Annotated in this window: 9 protein-coding genes; 4 read left to right on the top strand and 5 right to left on the bottom strand. The window is 52.3% G+C overall.

All coding sequences use genetic code 11. The features are described 5' to 3' along the window. The first annotated feature begins 1 nt into the window (after position 1). Genes DUT67_RS19770 through DUT67_RS19760 form a run of 3 tightly spaced genes read left to right on the top strand, consistent with a single transcriptional unit; the run spans position 2 to position 3411 of the window. Positions 2–1228, top strand: a complete 1227-nt coding sequence (locus tag DUT67_RS19770) for an RtcB family protein (protein WP_113626533.1) — start codon at positions 2–4, stop codon at positions 1226–1228. A 4-nt stretch (positions 1229–1232) separates the two neighbouring features. Beyond that, positions 1233–2024 (top strand): nucleotidyltransferase domain-containing protein, encoded by a 792-nt coding sequence (locus tag DUT67_RS19765; protein WP_113626405.1) that lies wholly within the window; start codon positions 1233–1235, stop codon positions 2022–2024. 40 nt (positions 2025–2064) lie between these two features. Continuing rightward, positions 2065–3411 carry a HEAT repeat domain-containing protein gene (locus DUT67_RS19760; protein ID WP_113626404.1) on the top strand — a complete coding sequence of 449 codons (1347 nt, stop codon included), beginning with the start codon at positions 2065–2067 and terminating at the stop codon, positions 3409–3411. Positions 3412–3422: 11 nt separating this feature from the next. On the opposite strand, the gene DUT67_RS19755 is transcribed toward DUT67_RS19760, so the two are convergent. After that, a complete protein-coding gene (locus DUT67_RS19755; RefSeq protein WP_113626403.1) occupies positions 3423–4214 on the bottom strand; it encodes an HNH endonuclease in 792 nt (263 codons plus the stop codon). Between the two features lie 152 nt (positions 4215–4366). Between DUT67_RS19755 and DUT67_RS19750 the strand changes: the two genes are divergently transcribed. Beyond that, complete coding sequence (locus tag DUT67_RS19750; protein ID WP_113626402.1) at positions 4367–5464, top strand: DUF1615 domain-containing protein; 1098 nt, start codon at positions 4367–4369, stop codon at positions 5462–5464. Positions 5465–5563: 99 nt separating this feature from the next. Here the strand turns inward: DUT67_RS19750 and DUT67_RS19745 are convergent, their stop codons facing one another. From DUT67_RS19745 to DUT67_RS19730, 4 genes are all read right to left on the bottom strand, one after another. Continuing rightward, a complete protein-coding gene (locus tag DUT67_RS19745) occupies positions 5564–7513 on the bottom strand; it encodes a methyl-accepting chemotaxis protein (RefSeq protein WP_113626401.1) in 1950 nt (649 codons plus the stop codon). Positions 7514–7871: 358 nt separating this feature from the next. Further along, positions 7872–10526: a fibronectin type III domain-containing protein gene (locus tag DUT67_RS19740; RefSeq protein WP_113626400.1), complete on the bottom strand. Its 2655-nt coding sequence runs from the start codon at positions 10524–10526 to the stop codon at positions 7872–7874. 203 nt (positions 10527–10729) lie between these two features. Further along, a complete protein-coding gene (mgtA, locus tag DUT67_RS19735; RefSeq protein ID WP_113626399.1) occupies positions 10730–13441 on the bottom strand; it encodes a magnesium-translocating P-type ATPase in 2712 nt (903 codons plus the stop codon). Between the two features lie 528 nt (positions 13442–13969). Then, positions 13970–15547, bottom strand: a complete 1578-nt coding sequence (locus DUT67_RS19730) for a methyl-accepting chemotaxis protein (protein ID WP_039289753.1) — start codon at positions 15545–15547, stop codon at positions 13970–13972. Positions 15548–15976: the final 429 nt, after the last annotated feature.

Below are 15976 nucleotides of genomic sequence, written 5' to 3'. Positions count from 1 at the left end.
GATGAAAATGCAGGATTACGACATGATGTCGCCAGTGAATAGCGCACCGGTAAAAATGTGGACACAAGGTGTACCTGTGGAGCCGGAAGCCCGCGATCAACTGCTGAATACGGCCAAAATGCCGTTTATTTTTAAACATCTGGCGGTGATGCCGGATGTGCATCTGGGAAAAGGGTCGACGATTGGTAGCGTGATCCCTACTCGTGGCGCGATTATCCCCGCTGCGGTGGGCGTGGATATTGGTTGTGGGATGATCGCGGTGCGTACGTCACTGGTTGCCAGCGACTTGCCAGATAACCTGATGGGGCTACGTAGCGCGATTGAACAGGCGGTGCCGCACGGACGTAGCGTCACGCGTTCTAAACGCGATGTCGGTTCCTGGCAGAATCCGCCACAAACGGTGGACGCGCACTGGTCACTGCTGGAACCACGTTTTAAGCGTTTGACGGATAAATACCCGCAGTTGCTGAAAACTAACAACTATCAGCATCTGGGAACGTTAGGGACGGGTAACCACTTTATCGAAATCTGTCTGGATGACGTGGATCGCGTGTGGGTGATGTTGCATAGCGGGTCACGTGGCGTGGGGAACGCGATTGGATCGCTGTTCATCAAGCTGGCGCAGGAAGATATGCAGCAGCACATCGCGAATCTGCCGGACCGTAATCTGGCGTATTTCGAGGAAGGAAGCCTGCACTTTGACGATTACATGGAAGCCGTCGATTGGGCGCAGGATTTTGCCCGTCATAACCGTGAAGTGATGATGTCGCATACGCTGGCGGCGCTGTCCCGTATTGTGACGAAGCCGTTTACTACTCAGCAGGAAGGTGTGAACTGCCACCATAACTACGTGCAGCGCGAAACGCACTTTGGTGAATCGGTGCTGATCACCCGTAAAGGTGCGGTGTCGGCGCAGAAAGGTCAGATGGGGATCATTCCGGGTTCGATGGGGGCGAAGAGCTTCATTGTGCGCGGATTGGGGAACGAGGACAGTTTCTGTTCCTGTAGCCACGGCGCGGGAAGAACCATGAGCCGTACCGCGGCGAAAAAACGTTTTACCGTGGAAGATCAGATCCGCGCAACCGCGCACGTTGAGTGCAGAAAAGACAGCGACGTTATCGATGAAATTCCGATGGCGTACAAAGATATCGATAAGGTGATGGCAGCACAGTCATCGCTGGTAGAAATCGTGCATACGCTGCGTCAGGTGGTGTGTGTAAAAGGATAAGGTCATGATGGAAAAGGATTATCGCGTCGATGCTACTATGCGGACGCGAATAAAATTAGTCTTACAGGACGTGGAAGAACGTTATCAGGTGAAGGTACTTTATGCCTGTGAGTCGGGTAGCCGTGGCTGGGGATTTTCCTCCCCAGATAGCGACTATGATGTGCGCTTTCTCTACGTGCATCGGCCTGAGTGGTATTTGCGCGTTGAAGCGCAGCGCGATGTGATAGAGCTGCCTATAGACGATGAACTGGATGTCTGCGGGTGGGAATGGCGCAAAGCACTTGGCCTGCTCAAACGGGCCAACCCGACTCTGATCGAATGGTTGGATTCACCCGTTGTCTATCAGGAAGATCGGGAAGCCACGTCCGAACTGCGTGCGGCAGTACCTGCGTGGTTCTCACCGTCCAAGGCACGCTGGCACTATCTGTCGATGGCGCGTAAAAACTTTCGCGGTTATCTGCAAGAGGAAACGGTACGCCTCAAAAAGTATTTCTACGTCCTGCGCCCGCTGCTGGCAGTGCGCTGGATAGAGGCAGGCAAAGGTATGCCGCCGATGCGTTTCTCTCAGTTGCTCGCTGAAACGGTGGACGATCCGCGTCTGTTGGTTGAAATCCATCAACTGTTGGAGATAAAACAGCGGTCGGGTGAGGCGGAATACGGCCCGCGTCGGGAAGTTATCCACGCGTTTATCACGCAGATGCTGAACGACGCCGATAGTCCGGCAGTATTGCCAGACAGTAAGGCTGCTGACGACACGATGCTTGATGCACTGCTGTATCGGACGGTGATGGCGTAAAGCGTCTGTAGATAAAGGGAAAAAAGGGGAGGCAAGGAATATGGCATCGTACGAATTACTACTATATCAGTTGGAAAAGTTGGTGGCCTCGTCAGACAACGGCTATCAGCCTGAGCATACTGATTCGCTGGATGAAGTGTCACGTCTGATAGCGCTTACGCGCCATTATAACGGGCATATTCGGCAGCGTGCGGTGCTGTGTCTGGGCTTCATGGACGAGGTATCTGCATTACCGGCACTGATTGAACGGGTGAACGATTGGGCTGAGCCAGTACGCCGTGCGGCCAAACAGAGCGTGCGGCTGCTGTTAACGTCGGATAATGCCGCGCATTTTGTCGCCAATTTGTCTGAGATTTTCTGGCTGCTGCAATGTCAGAGGGAAAATCACCAGCCGCTGGTGGATGAGATCGTCAGCTTTCTGGCCGAGGAGGAACACGCGCCGTTGCTACTGGCGGGGCTGTCTGCGGAAGACAAAACCGTCGCCAGACTGTCACTGGATATTCTGGCTGAGCGTGAGCTGTTTCCACTGAAGCTGATCTTTGATCGGGCGATGTTACATCGCGATCCGTTAGTGAGGGCGAACGCGGCGCGGTATCTGCTAAGCGCGGATCGGGATGTCAATCATGAGGTGATGGCGATTCTGTTGAAAGATACTTTTGCGCCCATCAAGCAGGTAGCGTTGCAGTATGTGATGGACAATGCGTTCCCTGCTACTGAGTCTCTGTTGATAGCGCTACTGTTTGATAAAAATGCGCTGGTGCGCCAACGAGCTTCGACGCTGCTGCGTGAGACAAACAACGATCCGGTGGCTCATTATCTTACGGCATTGGATCGGGCGACAACCGTGACAGAGCGTAAAATTACGCTGTGGGGGCTGGATGAACATCGTTACGACGGCATTGTAGCGCTGGCGGAACGCAACATGGATGAACGTTATCCCAGCCTTTATCACAGCGCTTTACGTATTCTTATTCAGCATACCGGTGATGACGCGCGTGAACGGTTGTTGGCTTCTCTGCGTCATCCCTCGATTGCTATTGCGAAGGTTGCGCGGACGTTGTTTTACCAGCAGAAAATCTATTTGTCGCTGCCTGAACTTCAGCGCTGTCTGGAAGAGGCCTCTTCCAGAGAACACATTGAGGTGTACTACTTTTTAGCCCAAAAGTTGAATAAATGGGACTGGCTGGTTTTCCTATTGGATAATGCGCAAGCAGAAAATGTTGCGCTAACGCAGGCTGGCGTGAAGTATTGGACGCAGCGGTTCAACCGTTCGGGCATCCTGCCGAATACACGACAGCAGGCGCGTTTGCGGGAATTGTTAGATAAACGCCCGCACGTTATCTCGCGTAAAAGCCCGTACATCGCTCTGTTTTTGTTTGGTGGCTGATTTGTTGCTTTCTATCTCTGCCCCAAAAAAATATGCTCACGATGGTATGCCATCTGTGACAGATCGGGCGGGTAGGCATCTGGCAGGTAGATTTGCTTGCCTTCGTATTGGGCGAAGTTGACGTCGCTGATGGCGCTTTTCAGCTTTTTGATGCGTGTAGAAAGTAGCATTTCCAGTGAGTCGTTGAAGCTGATGAGCCCCATATCAAAGGCTTTGTCGTGCAGGTTGGACAGGCAGAGGCCGTTGCTGGGGTTGAGGCGGTGTTCTGCTGCCGTTTTCCAGGGGCGAATGTGGCTGGCGACCAGCAGCGTGGGTTCTTCCAATCCGGTCACACAGCAGCGTTCGCCGTAGTTACTGAGCACGCGTTTGCGAAATAGCTGCTGACCAATGCGTGTTTTCACCTGTGCGAAGCGCTCGCCGCCGTGATAATCACGGATGTCGCTCTCGTTGGCTTGGAATGGTGATGGTGCAACTGTCGCTGTCGCCGCTCCTGCTTCGAGCGATACCATCGCCTGCTGGCACTGCTGTTCAAATAACTCAGGATTGCTGTCCATCTCCTGCCACAGTGCGCGGTCAGCGTTGGATGCTCCGCGTAAGCCAGTGCGGCCAGAGTCAATAATGAACGGGTCGAGACTGGCGATATTGGACAGTTTCATTGCTAAAGCAGAAGGTGTTCTGCCAATCAACTTTGCGTAGTGAATGATTGTTTTATTCTGCTTATCAAATTTGCTAAATGGTATCTGACTGTACAGGGTGAAGGCGATCAGCAACTGATCCCGCGTCCAATGGTTGGTAGCAGCCATGCGTGTTTCGTCCGTTCGTTAGCGCATTCGGTTAGTGATAGCGTTAACTATGCCAGGTCAGTTCGAAAAATGCATGCGTTTGCCCCTGCTGGATAATTGGCGTGAGCTGCGCTAACGTTCTGGCAGCGTTCCTATCATGATGCCGAGAAACTATGCCTCATTCTTATGCTCCCTTGTTCCGTCCCTTGTGTGTGCTGGCTTTGCTGGTGCTTGCGGGGTGTGCCAGCAAAACGGCGACGACGCCGGAATCGCGGCCTGCGGATGTTCGTGCGCAACTGCTCAAGCTGTTGCCTGACAACGTGAAAGATCGTCAGGGTTGGGCGACCGATATTGCCATGGCATTTACTGCGCAGGGGCTCGATCCCAGTAATGAAAATCTGTGTTCGGTACTCGCAGTGACCGAGCAGGAGTCGACGTTTAACGCCGATCCACAGGTGCCGAATTTGTCGAAAATCGCCTGGCAGGAGATTGACCGCCGTGCTGAGAAAGTTCATGTCCCAGCCTTTCTGGTGCGCACCGCGCTACTCATCAAATCTCCTAACGGCAAAAGCTACAGCGAGCGACTCGATAAGGTACGCACGGAAAAAGAGCTTAGCGCGATCTTTGATGATTTCATTGAAATGGTGCCGATGGGGCAGCAACTGTTTGGTCGCCTGAACCCAGTACATACCGGCGGGCCGATGCAGGTGAGCATCGCCTTTGCCGAAGTTAACGCAAAGGGCTATCCGTATACCGTGGACGGCTCTCTTCGCCGCGAAGTCTTCAGCCGTCGCGGCGGGATGTATTTTGGCATCAAGCATCTGCTGGGCTATCCGGCGAATTATCCGCAGTCCATTTATCGGTTCGCCGATTTCAACGCAGGCTGGTATGCCAGCCGAAATGCGGCGTTCCAGCGTGCCGTCAGCCGTCTGACGGGGGTTAAGCTGGCGCTGGACGGGGATTTAATCAACTACAGTTCGGATAAAGCCAGTGCCACGGAACTCGCGGTGCGTGCGTTAGGGAAACGGTTGGACATGGGCGACAGCGCCATTCGTCGTGCGCTGGAGAAGGGCAATAGCCTCGATTTTGAAGACACCAGCCTGTATGAACGTGTCTTTGCGCTGGCGGATAAGTCGGGTAGTAAGGCTCCGCGCGCTATTCTGCCGGGGATCACGCTGGAAAGCCCGAAAATCACCCGTAAACTCACAACAGCATGGTTTGCCCAACGGGTCGATGAGCGTCGTCAGCGCTGTTTAGCGAGAGCTAAATAGCTAACGCCCTCAATGAGGGCGTTAGCATCGCAATGTTGAAAGAGCAAACCGACCATTGGGGCGATGCCGTCAGCGTTTATCGAATGGTATCGTCTTCCCCTATCTTGATCGCAGCGCTTGCAGTAAAGGTTGCTGTGGTGCGCTATCGTCAACCTTGAAGCGGCTAACAAGCGATTCCATTTCAATCGCTTGTTCATCCAGTAATTGGCTGGCGACAGAAGCCTGTGAAACCAGCGTCGCATTCTGCTGTGTGACCATTTCCAACTGGCTGAGCGCTTCGTTAATTTGTGCGATGCCCAGCGACTGTTCATCGGCGGCGACCGCAATCTCATTCACCAGATCGCGCACTTTACGTGTCCCGGTGACGATGTCGTTAATCCCCTGATTAGATTGGTTAACCAGTTTCGTACCTTCACTGACGCTGGCAATGCTGTCGGAGATGAGCGCGCGGATTTTGCCCGCTTCGTCAGCACTACGCTGCGAGAGCTGACGAACTTCCGCCGCGACAACAGAGAACCCGCGACCATGCTGTCCGGCGCGTGCAGCCTCAACCGCGGCGTTCAGCGCCAGCAGGTTGGTCTGAAAGGCAATGGCGTCAATGGCGGCAACCACCGCATTCACGCGCTGGCTGGTATCCTGAATTCTTTCCATCGCGTCGCTAGCGGATTCGGTAATGGTTCCGACGCGGTGAGCCTGATCGTCCACTTCCGTCGTCAACTGGCGTGCCTGTCCGGCAAAGTCTGCGGTTTGTTTTACCGTGACGGTAATCTCTTCCATGCTGCTGGCGGTTTGCACCAGTGAAGCGGATTGCTCTTCGGTACGCTGCGCCAGATCCTGATTGCCGTTGGCGATCTCGCTGCTGGCACGCCCGATGGTCTGTGAACTGCGCTTAATATTCACCACCATGTCAGCGATGTTTTCCAGTGAGGCGTTATAGGCCTGATTCAACTGTGAAAGTTCGTCAGTTCCCGGCACCCGCAGACGACGGGTAAGATCGCCACCCATCTCACGAATGGTCGTCAAGGTTTGCTGAAGTTGCTCATTGATGCTCCGCATAATCATCGAAGCCAGGCCCAGCGCCGTCAAGAGAGAAATCAATGCGCCGGCCAAATAGCTAATCCAGGATTGGCGTGCATCGGAAGCTAAGGCGTTAACTTGTGTCGTCAGCTCGCTGGTGGCGAGTTGCTCAACTTTCTTCAGCTCATCGATTTTTACCGTTTGCTGACTGAACCACTGGCTGGCATCAATGGCAAAATTACCGCCGGGAGAGGCGATAGCCTTATTGCGCATTTGGAGCGCGCTCTGGGCAGCAGGATTGTTGAGTGCCCGTTCAAAAGCCTGGCGCAAATCGGCATTAGCGAACATGTTATAGGCGGTGATATACGCATCTCCCTTACCCACCATCTGGTTCAGACGCTCGAACATCCCCGCAGCAAAGTTATTGGCAGAGAAGGTGTTAGAAAGCACGGCGCGTTCAAGCCCTGCCTGTTCTTTGACGTTCAGCAGGTTGTAATAGGCTGCCAGACGCTGGGCTATACCGCCGTCGCTGACCAAGTGGGTCATATCTCCGACAATATTCAGCAGATAGCTGACGGAATCAGAATAGTAGCCCAGAGCCTGCGTGACGGAGATCGAGATGTTATCGACATTACGGCGATGTTCGCCGATCTGTTGTACTTTCTGCGTGATTTTACCAAGCTCTTCACTCACTGCTGTCCCCAGTTCATCCTGGCTCAGGTTAGCGGCTGTTTGCGCCAGTACCTGCTGTGCCCGATCGGTCGCTTGCCGCTGCGTGGTAAGTTCTGCACCAAAATTTTTCCCCTGACTGCCAAAATAGCCCGCACTCAAACCGCGCTCACGCTGGAGCTGATGGGCGAACTCGCCCGCATCGCGCGCCAGCGTAATCAGTTTCGCCATGCGGATCATTTCATTTTCCGTACTACGTCGCTCCATCACGCCAGAAAAACTGAACCACAGCAGAGCAAGGATGGGTGGGAGAAGGGCCAGAATGAACTTACTACGGATCGATATGTGGTGAAGGGATTTCATAGATGTGCTCCATAGCCTGCAATCCGTCCTTTTCTGACATGTGCAGTTTGCAAAAGTAGACAGGGTTTATTTTAGTTTCGGCACATAGAAGCAATGATTTAGCATTGATGATGCAACATCCATAAAAACAGTGCGTCTACTCTGGTTGGACTTCTTTAACAAGAAGATTTCACTATTGAGGTATGGTACTACCTCGTTATCTTTCTTTTTAATAACTAAATGTAGGTATTTGAATTAAGGGCTTAGAATGCGCTGCGAAATAGGGGAGATAAATAAGGAAAATAGATGAGCAGATGGCGGATGTTAATGCAGCGTGGCCCCAGAACATCAGGGCCACGTGAATGTTGAAGAGAGTCTATTAGGGTTGGCTGGCCATGGAAGGGTAGCTTTCTCCATTACCGTTAGTGGCAACGATCCGATAGTAGTAACGACCAGATGATGTGCCTGAACGATCGCTATAGCTATTTTCTGTTACCGTCGCGATAGCTTGGTAAGTCCCGTTTTCACTGGTAGAGCGCATAACTTTATAGTGTTCGCTACCGGATGATGGCGTCCAGAATAGCGCGTTTACACCATTGCTATTTTGCGCTCCCAGATGCAATGGCGCGTTGGGCACGGGTTTGGCGTCACGGGTGTCATTCAGGTAGATCACGGCGGTAGAACGTGGATCGACGGTGATGTTACCTGAGAGTGTGCGCTGTGATATCAGATCTTCCGCGTTCTTAAAGCCTACCGGCGTTTTTAGCACATAGCGATTGCTGGTGTTGGCGTTGATACCGATCAGATAGTGGCCGAAACGTGCGGCATAGAAATCGGCCTTGCCCCGGAAAGGTTCGTCGTTGGATGCATCCTCCGGTTTAATACCCAGTGGTAGCAGTTCCCCCGCATAGGCATTAGTCGGTGGGTTCGGTGGCGTATACGGTGTTTTCTCCGGCATGTCGATGCGATTAGGCCGGGTATAGCTCGTCGTTGAACGGAAAATGGGGGTCGTTTCCAGTACACCGTACTGATCATAGCTCGGGGTGCTGAAATGGAAACGCGCCAGACCGTTGATACCTGTTCCCGCTTTGGCCTGCCAATAAGTGCTCAGCCACAGACGCTCATTGCCCTTTTTGATCGCCACGATAGCGTTTTCTTCATCCGCCCAGGCAAAATCCGGCTGGCCTGCGCTCATCGGCAGTCGTGCGCCGCTGTCGCTTGCGGTTTTGATCGTTTGGTAATCGGCAAAGATATCCAGTGCTTCAAATGCAGACTCTGCACCGTCGAGGTTGGAAAAGAACTGATTGTCGCCCAGCATCTGCTTGGCATAGCCAATCAGTGTGGCATCCTTACTGGCAGCGGCGACGCGTAGTGCTTTGGCGCGTTCATTGGTATTGACCGCATCGACATAAGCGAGGTAGCCAGCGAAATTACCATCGCTCTCGTGCGCGCCACGCCAGGCCAACAGGCCAATCGCTTCCATTGCACGGTAGTGGGCACCATTACTGATTTCGACCGCGGGACGACGGAATGGTGCACGCGCATTGGCCATTTTTATCATCTGTTTGCGAAAATCTTCGTTACCCGTCACGCGATAATATTCGGCGAGGTAGGACTGTACTTCACCATAGCCAGCCCCGAGATAACCCCACTCGCGTGTCTGACCTTTGTCGGTAACCTGATAATAACGATCGCCGAACGGCGCCCAGCCACCTTCTCCTGGCCCGTTACGATCATCCCCCGTCCATGGCAGCAGGCCGACGGCTTCTTTGATATAACGCTGAGCCGTGGTTTCAGGGAAGGCGCGTGAATCGCTCAACACCTGCAACCCTTTGTTGGTGAAATAAATATTGGTATTAGCGATGAGTGATTGGTTACTCAAGACCAGACGATTTTTCTGACGGCCAAACTCACGGCTGGCGAACAGCATGTCAGCCCAGGCCACACGACGCGTTTTAACTCCCGCGTTGCCATAGTTTACTGATTCATCAAGTCGTGAGGCCGTCAACGCATTCCGAAGGTAATAGATAGCTTGGCCTTGAGAGCCAAAATTGCCGCCCCAGTTCTTTGTCGCAATGTTGGTATCGGCGTAGTACTGCGTGGCGTAAGCATCGAGCGTTGCAACGACCTTATCCATCAAACCTGAGTTTTGATAGCTGACTAATTCGGGAACGGACCATGCGCGAGCCAGATAGCGTAAATCTCCGCCAGACAGCGCATCGGTTGTCGATGGTTTGTTGATAAGCGTTTGGATTCGATTATTCACCGCAGTGCGAAACCGACCGTTTGTGCCGAGGATTTCATCACCCGGTGAAGGACGTGTGGTGACAGCTGGCTCACTGCCTTGTTTTTCTCCCGCAACGTTGAGGAAGGGATCAACATGCGTGTAGGCACGATAAATACCCCTGTTTGGTACACTCATTGCGTACTGATAAGGGTTGGCAGACTCTGGGCCTCCTGAGCCAAACGGATAGAGTCGCCCCGTTGAGACAATTTTCAATGTGACCGACGTACTGCCTTTGGTCATGGCATAGGGTAACAGCGTGGTTGAGTAGAAAAAGCGCCCCGGCAGCGGTTTGTGCCAGTGGGCGACGCTGAGCGGCGAATAATCGCCTTCGTGACGGTAACCGATCTGATACTCGACGCCGTCTTTGATCATATAAAGGTAGAGGCGACCAGTAGTAATGTTCCCGTCGTCTTCCCCCCACAGTTTGACAGAGACGTAATTACGGCGCAGTGGATCGACCTGCATGGTAAATGTCAGGCTACCACCATCGACACCGGGTTGCTGAAGCGGCAGTAATTTACGTGACGACTCGCCCAGTGCTCCCGCAATAGTCTGGCTGTTGTCTGCATCGAGGTCGTGGCCGCTTTCAGACGCGTTATCACCAAACGTAATGCTATCGATGAGACCCGTTGCCTCGACGTCTGCTGCTGACGCTGAGTTTGCTGTGGTGCTTATTGCATTGAAGGCTACAACTGAGGCCAACGTCAGCGCTATGAATAAGGCTTTCCTAAGTTGTGCAGGTATCATCGTGTAACTCCTTTTTCCGATTTCCATCGTCCATATGTGAAGTATCAAATTGTCGTGACAGATTAAATTCTCACCTATCCTGCCGTCATTGTTTGCTGAATTAAACGATGACTTTCGTATGTATTGCGCGCTTTCTTATCGGTATTTGTGTGATTCCACTCGGGGGGTGACAGCACACCCGCCGTGAATACATAAAGAAGGGATTAGAACCATTGGCCGAAGCGGCGGATGTAGGCGCGCTTGACCAGTTGTGCGACGGTGCAGTAGCCAATCAACGTGGCGGCCAGCCAAGGGAAATATTCCCACGGCAGCGGTTGTAAACCGACCAGCGGCCCCAGCGGAGAGAAGGGCAGATAGATTCCCAGCGCCATCACCAGTCCAGTCATCAGCATGACTGGCAGTGCCGCCGTACTCTGAATAAACGGAATCTTCTGGGTACGCAGCATGTGCACGACCAGCGTTTGTGACAGCAATCCTTCAACAAACCAGCCTGACTGAAACAGCGCCTGATGCTCAACGCTGTTGGCGGCAAACACGAACCACATCAGTGCGTAGGTGGTGATGTCAAAAATCGATGACGTCGGCCCAATACACAGCATGAAGCGACCAATATTTTTAGCATCCCATTTGCGAGGCTTGCGCAGGAATTCCTTATCCATTTTGTCCCATGGAAGCGACAGTTGGGAGATATCGTACATCAGGTTCTGAATCAGCAGGTGGATCGCCAACATTGGCAGGAACGGAATAAAGGCACTGGCGACCAGCACTGAAAACACGTTACCGAAATTGGAACTGGCGGTCATGTTCAGGTATTTGATGATATTACCGAACGTCTCGCGGCCTTTGATGATGCCTTCTTCCAGCACCATCAGGTTTTTTTCCAGCAGAATGATATCGGCTGACTCTTTGGCGATATCCGTGCCGGTATCGACGGAAATCCCGATATCAGCGTCGCGCAGGGCGGGTGCATCGTTGATGCCGTCGCCCAGAAAGCCGACCGTGTGGTCATTACCTTGCAATGCTTTCAGTACGCGGGATTTTTGTAGCGGCGTCAGCCGGGCAAAAATAGTGCGCTGTTCTACCAGCACGCCGAGCTGTTCATCGCTGAGTGCATCGATCTCGTTCCCCTCTAGCACCTCACCCGGCTCCAGCCCGACATCGCGGCAGATCTTGCTGGTAATAATCGCGTTGTCACCGGTCAGGACTTTCACCGTCACGCCGTTTTCATGCAGGGCACGGATAGCGGCGGAAGCGCTTTCTTTCGGTGGGTCGAGGAACGTTAACAGACCGCAGAGGGTCAGATCGCGTTCATCCTCGGCGCTGAGTGGCATCGTACTGCCCACCGGACTCAGTTCGCGGGTGCCAATCATCAGCACGCGGAATCCTTGCTGGTTGTAGCTTTCTGCCAGTTTTTTCAGTGTGTCGCGGCGTTCGTCGTCCAGCTCATACCGCTGTCCGTTCTCATTGACATGCGTAGAGACGGCGAGCATTTCTTCTACCGCGCCTTTGCAAATCAGGCGTTGCTGGTTGTGTTCATCGGCAACAATGATGGAGAGGCGACGACGAATAAAATCAAACGGCAGCTCATCGATTTTGCGATAGCGACCCAGCACGGCGATGGCAGAATTATGGCGACCAAACTGCATGATGGCCTGATCCATCAGGTTTTTCATGCCGCTCTGGTGCGCGCTGTTGAGCCAGGCGAGTTGCAATACACTCTCATCGACCTGGCCCTGCGTATTCAGGTGATGCTCAAGGATGATACGATCCTGGGTTAGCGTGCCGGTTTTGTCGGTGCACAGTACGTCCATCGCGCCAAAGTTCTGAATCGCGTTCAGCCGTTTGACCACCACTTTACGCCGAGCCATGGCAATCGCGCCCTTCGCCAGATTGGAAGAGACAATCATCGGCAGCATTTCCGGTGTCAGGCCGACCGCGACCGCCAGCGCAAACAGGCTGGCCTCCATCCAGTCACCTTTGGTGAAGCCGTTAATCAGCAACACGACAGGCACCATCACGATCATAAAGCGGATCAGCAACCAGCTTACGCTGTTCACACCGCGATCGAAGGCGGTTTGGGAACGCGTGCCGACGATGGATTTTGCCAGTGAACCGAAATAGGTGTGGCTGCCGGTTGCCACGACGATTGCTGTCGCCGTGCCACTGGAAATATTGGTGCCCATCAGGCAGATGTTGGATAGCGCTAACAGATCGCTTTCGCCACCGCAGCCTGCGGGCTGAGAACCTTTAGCGCTGATATTGCTAAATACATCGTATTTTTCGATTGGCAGCGACTCACCGGTCAGTACTGCCTGGCTGACGAACAGGTCGCGGGATTCTACCAGCCGGACATCCGCAGGCACCATGTCGCCTGCGGAGAGGGTCAGGATATCGCCGGGTACCAGTTGCTGAAGTGGGATTTCCTGCATGACGGCGGTGGCGCTGGCGTGAGGTCGGCGCAGTACGGTGGCCGTTGTCCGCACCATGGATTTCAGCGCTTCTGCGGCTTTATTGGTACGAAACTCCTGCCAGAAGCGCAGCAGGCCGCTCAGGCTAACCATCACCAGAATGATGATCACGCCAGTGAGCGAGGTTTCTTCGTTATTGCGCTGCGGCAGCCAGTAATCGGTGAAAAAGCTGATAGCGGCCAGCGCCATCAGTACGTAAATAAATGGGTTATTAAATGCAGCAGCTAACTGCACCAGTGCGTGTGGCGCTTTTTCATGGGCGACACGGTTTTCGCCATAGGTTTGCTGACGCTCAATGACGTCATCGTTGCTTAAGCCGTGCAGATGCGTATTTAGGTTAGCCAGTGTTTGATCGAGGCTATTTTGTGCCTCACGGGCAATCGCAAAGGTGGCCGTGGGTGTCTTACGGGCGCGGCGATGCCCCGTTTGCGTGATCATATCGGTCATGGTGCTGCTCTCTTAATGTTGCCTGTCCGCCGCGCACGGGCGCGCATCCCGGACAAAGGGACGTAAAGCGGAAAAAAATGAAGGTATTAAGGGAGGTAAACGGCGCAGACGGAGAGAACAGAGAAGTCGAGGAAGAAGACGGTCCTTATTCTAACGGATGCGGTTTACCGTACCATCTAGGGTGTTCGTCCATGTTGTCTCCTTATCGCCATGTGGCGAGATGTAAAATAAAAACAGTCATCGGCTGACGAAACAGACTACGTGGCAGCAAAGAACGTAAAAACAAAGTATGTATAAACAAAGTACGTATAAACAGAGTACACAGAAATAGAGTGCTTAGTTTAGTGGTGTAACCATAACCCTGTTTGCCTAAACCGGACGTCAACGTTTGTTCATGAATCAAACTGGGTGTGCTGTTGCCAGCGAGAAGGCGTTGCTGCGGCGTATTGCTCTGTGGGGAAAGGTACTAAAGGCATTGATTAAAAAGACGTGGTTGCCCCGCCGGATAGCCAGCGGGGCAGGTGAGAATTAATGAATTCTCAGCAAGTGGTCCTGATTCACTTTGAAGAAACGAACGGCATCGCGCAGCTGTTCTCCCTGTTCTGTCATGGCGTGTGCGGCTGTAGCGGATTCTTCAACCAGCGCGGCGTTCTGCTGGGTGACCCGATCCATTTGTTCTACCGCGACGCTGATCTCTTTGATGCCGATGTGCTGCTCGTTGGAGGCCTGAGAGATTTCCGCAACGATATCCGTCACTTTTTTCACCGACTGCACGATCTCAGACATCGCCTGGCTGGCTTTGTCTGCTCGCGCGGAGCCGTCGGTAATCTTCTCGACAGTGCCTTCGATCAGCGTTTTGATCTCTTTGGCGGCGTTAGCACTCTTCTGTGCCAGCGTCCGTACTTCACCGGCCACGACGGCAAAGCCTTTCCCTTCGCTACCCGCTCTGGCTGCTTCTACCGCTGCGTTCAGGGCAAGGATATTGGTCTGGAAGGCAATCCCTTCTATCACGGCGATAATATCGACGATCTTCTGTGAACTGTCGGAGATCTCATGCATACGTTTGAGCATGTCGTCCACGATAAGCCCACCTTGAGACGCCGTTTCTGAAGTTTGCTGGGCTAACTGGCTGGCTTCTTTGGCGTTATCCGCATTCTGTCGTACGGTGTGCGTCAGTTGCTGCATATTGGCTGAGGCCTGAATCAGCGATGCCGCCTGCTCTTCGGTACGCTGCGACAGATCGCTGTTGCCCTGAGCAATTTCGCTGGATGCCAGAGAAATGGATTCGCTACCACTCATGATGGTGTGTACGGTATTCACCAACTGCCGATTCATGTGGTTGATGGACGCCAGCAGGCTGCTGTTATCCCCCTGACGCAGTGTGATTTCTGTTGTCAGGTTGCCGGATGCAATCTCAGTCATGATTTCTTGTGCGTAGTGAGGATCGCCGCCGAGCTGACGTGAAATATTACGTGAGATGACGGTGGCGATCATGATGGTTGCCAGCAGGGCGAGTAGCAGTAATCCCCAAACATAGTACTGTGATGTCCGGTACGTCGAATCGGCACTGGCGACGATATTTTTTGCCGTCGCCAATTCCATTTCTACCAGTTTCGCCAGATCTTTCATCAACTGGCTACGATACTTGGAAGAGCTTGCGCCGCTGATTTTACTGGCTTCTGCCAGATCGCCGCGATTCACGGTATCAATCAACGTGGCATTGACCGAATTGAAACCAGAGAAATTTTCGCCAATCACCTTAATCAGCGCTTTTTTATCTTCGCTGTTAACAACGGTTTGATAGTTTTTCAACGCGGCAAGGAAGGTATCGGCGTTTTGCAGTAACTCTTTGCGATGGCCTTCGCGTTCCTCAGGGGTTTTGGAGTCAATATACTGTATTTGCTGTAAGCGGGTTTCAGACAAGGAGCCACGCATTTCCAAGCTATATCGTACGCCGGGCAGGCTGCTGCTGCTTAATTCATCAATTCGACTGTTATTAACGCTAAGCTGGAGTAGTGAAACCACACCTAATAGCAACATCATCGCTATCAGGACGGAAAAACCGAGTAACAACTTGGAAAGCACTGTGAGTTGAGAAAATTTCATCGCTATTCTTATTGTTTATATAGAGAAGGTAATAGTGATAACGGCAAATAAAATAAGATCTTTATAATGTGGAATTCGATAAATTGGCTTTAAAGAGTAAATGGAGTTTAATGGCGCTTAGGTTCTATTTGTTGAAACTAAATCCTGATTAATGATTACTATATAATATATTATTTGTAAAAAAGAGAGGTGGCTAGACATTGTCTTAATAGATGTTTTTATTCTTAACGTTGAAGTGGGTCTATTCACAAATAGGGGAAATAAAATGTGATTGCCATCAATAATCAATAAATATTTATGTATTTAAAAAACCTAATGATTATATGTAACGACTTTGATTAATTAAATGACAAATTATTTCTTTTTATATCTTCAACAATAATGATGCAGCGGCAATGTTATTACTGCTGCACGATTATGCGTAGTTCA

It is taken from the genome of Pectobacterium peruviense (assembly GCF_003312355.2).
GTDB lineage: Bacteria > Pseudomonadota > Gammaproteobacteria > Enterobacterales > Enterobacteriaceae > Pectobacterium > Pectobacterium peruviense.
The sequence above is the reverse complement of the archived record's forward strand: the minus strand, read 5'-3'. Positions and strand labels throughout refer to the sequence as shown.

What these genes read in the sequence shown, in the direction of transcription:
- DUT67_RS19770 (WP_113626533.1), top strand. Translation starts at nt 2, where the DNA reads ATGAAAATGCAGGATTACGACATGATGTCGCCAGTGAATAGCGCACCG.
- DUT67_RS19765 (WP_113626405.1), top strand. Translation starts at nt 1,233, where the DNA reads ATGATGGAAAAGGATTATCGCGTCGATGCTACTATGCGGACGCGAATA.
- DUT67_RS19760 (WP_113626404.1), top strand. Translation starts at nt 2,065, where the DNA reads ATGGCATCGTACGAATTACTACTATATCAGTTGGAAAAGTTGGTGGCC.
- DUT67_RS19755 (WP_113626403.1), bottom strand. Translation starts at nt 4,214, where the DNA reads ATGGCTGCTACCAACCATTGGACGCGGGATCAGTTGCTGATCGCCTTC.
- DUT67_RS19750 (WP_113626402.1), top strand. Translation starts at nt 4,367, where the DNA reads ATGCCTCATTCTTATGCTCCCTTGTTCCGTCCCTTGTGTGTGCTGGCT.
- DUT67_RS19745 (WP_113626401.1), bottom strand. Translation starts at nt 7,513, where the DNA reads ATGAAATCCCTTCACCACATATCGATCCGTAGTAAGTTCATTCTGGCC.
- DUT67_RS19740 (WP_113626400.1), bottom strand. Translation starts at nt 10,526, where the DNA reads ATGATACCTGCACAACTTAGGAAAGCCTTATTCATAGCGCTGACGTTG.
- mgtA (WP_113626399.1), bottom strand. Translation starts at nt 13,441, where the DNA reads ATGACCGATATGATCACGCAAACGGGGCATCGCCGCGCCCGTAAGACA.
- DUT67_RS19730 (WP_039289753.1), bottom strand. Translation starts at nt 15,547, where the DNA reads ATGAAATTTTCTCAACTCACAGTGCTTTCCAAGTTGTTACTCGGTTTT.